Origin of the sequence: Allobosea sp. TAB14 (assembly GCF_052113865.1) — a bacterium.
GTDB classification, from domain to species: Bacteria; Pseudomonadota; Alphaproteobacteria; order Rhizobiales; family Beijerinckiaceae; genus Allobosea; species Allobosea spartocytisi.
This window is the reverse complement of the sequence record NZ_JBFRDQ010000324.1, coordinates 1-2,231: the sequence shown is the minus strand read 5'-3', so window position 1 is coordinate 2,231 and position 2,231 is coordinate 1. Positions and strand designations below refer to the sequence as shown.

At 65.7% G+C, this 2,231-nt stretch carries 4 protein-coding genes; all 4 read left to right on the top strand.

All coding sequences use genetic code 11. From position 1 onward, the window contains the following. On the top strand, nucleotides 1-479 hold a 479-nt coding region (locus AB4Y99_RS27155; RefSeq protein WP_465248683.1), incomplete at its 5' end, for a thiolase family protein. Nucleotides 480-531: 52 nt separating this feature from the next. Then, on the top strand, nucleotides 532-1,242 hold the full coding sequence (locus AB4Y99_RS27150) for a CoA transferase subunit A (RefSeq protein ID WP_441525527.1): 711 nt from the start codon (nucleotides 532-534) through the stop codon (nucleotides 1,240-1,242). Next, nucleotides 1,242-1,904 (top strand): 3-oxoacid CoA-transferase subunit B, encoded by a 663-nt coding sequence (locus tag AB4Y99_RS27145; protein WP_441525526.1) that lies wholly within the window; start codon nucleotides 1,242-1,244, stop codon nucleotides 1,902-1,904. The genes AB4Y99_RS27150 and AB4Y99_RS27145 overlap by 1 nt, the downstream gene beginning before the upstream one ends. 22 nt (nucleotides 1,905-1,926) lie before the next feature. After that, nucleotides 1,927-2,231 (top strand): sugar phosphate isomerase/epimerase family protein (locus AB4Y99_RS27140; protein WP_441525525.1); only part of this gene is annotated, 305 nt, incomplete at its 3' end.

The window sequence follows — 2,231 nt, the reverse complement described above, 5'->3', positions numbered from 1 at the left end:
AGGAAGGCGGCACCGTCACCGCCGGCAACGCCTCGGGCGTCAATGACGGCGCGGCGGCTCTCATCATCGCCTCCGAGAAGGCGGCGGCGAAGTATGGCCTGACCCCGCTGGCGCGGATCGTCGGCGGCGCTGCGGGCGGCGTCGCGCCGCGCGTGATGGGGCTGGGGCCGATTCCCGCGACCCGCAAGCTCTGCGAGCGTCTCGGCCTGAAGCCGACGGATTTCGACATCGTCGAGCTCAACGAGGCCTTCGCGAGCCAGGGCATCGCCGTGCTGCGCGATCTCGGCATCCCCGAGGATGGTGCCCATGTGAACCCGAATGGCGGCGCGATCGCGCTCGGCCATCCGCTTGGCATGTCCGGCGCCCGCATCGCCGGCACGGCGGCGCTGGAGCTGTCGCTGACCGGCAAGCGCCGTGCGCTCGCGACCATGTGCATCGGCGTCGGGCAGGGCATCGCAATCGGGCTGGAACGAGTCTGAGACAACAGGATAGTCTGCCGTCAGTTCGGCAAGCGACAATGACGAGGGATGGATGACGAACAAGATCTATGACGGCCCGAAGGCGGCTCTCGACGGACTGCTGTTCGACGGCATGACGATCATGTCCGGCGGCTTCGGCCTGTCGGGCAATCCGGAGAGCCTGATCCCGCAGATCCGCGATTCCGGCGTGAAGAACCTGACCGTGATCTCGAACAATGCCGGSGCYGACGGCTTYGGCCTRTGGATGYTGCTGCAGACCMGGCARATCRSGAAGATGATCGCGTCCTATGTCGGCGAGAACAAGCTGTTCGAGCAGCAATATCTCGCCGGCGAGCTCGAACTTGAGCTCAATCCGCAGGGCACGCTGGCCGAGCGCATCCGCGCCGGCGGCGCCGGCATCCCGGCCTTCTACACCAAGACCGGCGTCGGCACCGTCGTCGCCGAGGGCAAGCCGGTCGAGGAATTCGACGGGCAGCTCTATGTGCGCGAGACCTGGCTCAAGGCCGATCTCGCCATCGTCAAGGCCTGGAAGGCCGATACCGCCGGCAATCTCGTCTATCGAAAGACCGCGCGGAACTTCAATCCGAACATGGCGACCGCCGGCAAGGTGACGGTGGCCGAGGTCGAGGAGATCGTCCCGGTCGGCTCGCTCGATCCAGAGGCGATCCACACCCCCGGCATCTATGTCGACCGCGTCATCAAGAGCACGATCAACGAGAAGCGCATCGAGAAGCTGACCGAGCGCAAGAGGGAGGCAGCCTGATGGCCTGGACCCGCGAAGAAGTCGCCGCCCGTGCGGCCAAGGAGCTGAAAGACGGCTTCTACGTCAATCTCGGCATCGGCATCCCGACGCTGGTGGCGAACTACATTCCTGCAGGTGTGGACGTCACGCTCCAATCCGAGAACGGCCTGCTCGGCATCGGGCCCTTCCCCTATGAGGGTGAGGCCGATCCCGACCTGATCAATGCSGGMAAGCAGACCATCACCGWRCTGCCGASSWCGAGCTWYTTCTCCTCGGCSGATTCCTTCGCGATGATTCGCGGCGGCCATATCGACCTGACCATCCTTGGCGCCATGGAAGTCGCCGCCAATGGCGACATCGCCAACTGGACCATCCCCGGCAAGATGGTGAAGGGCATGGGCGGCGCGATGGACCTCGTCGCCGGCGTGAAGAAGGTCATCGTCGTGATGGACCACGCCAACAAGGCGGGCGAACCCAAGGTGCTGGAGCGCTGCTCGCTGCCGCTGACCGGCGCCGGCGTCGTCGACATGATCATCACCGATCTCTGCGTGATGACCTGCGACAAGGCCAATGGCGGCGGCCTGACCCTCATCGAGCTTGCGCCAGGCGTCACCCTCGACGAGGTCAAGGCCAAGACCGGCGCGCCCTTTACGGTCGCGCCTGCACTGGCCAAGGCCGCGTGAGCCGCGCCGGAGGAGGCATTCTGTGATTCCGTCAATCGCCACGGTCTGTGTCTCGGRCACGCTTCAGGAAAAGCTCGAGGCCATCGCGGCGGCCGGCTTCACGGCGGTCGAGATCTTCGAGAACGACCTGATCGCCTTYCCGGGCTCGCCGACRGARGTRCGCCGSATCTGYGSCGATCTCGGSCTCGMGATCGTSACCTGCCARCCSTTYCGCGATTTCGAGGGCATGCCGGAGGGGCGCCGCCAGCGTGTCTTCGACCGGGCCGAGCGCAAGTTCGATCTCCTGCAGGAGCTGGGCACGGACCTGCTTTTCGTCTGCTCCAACAC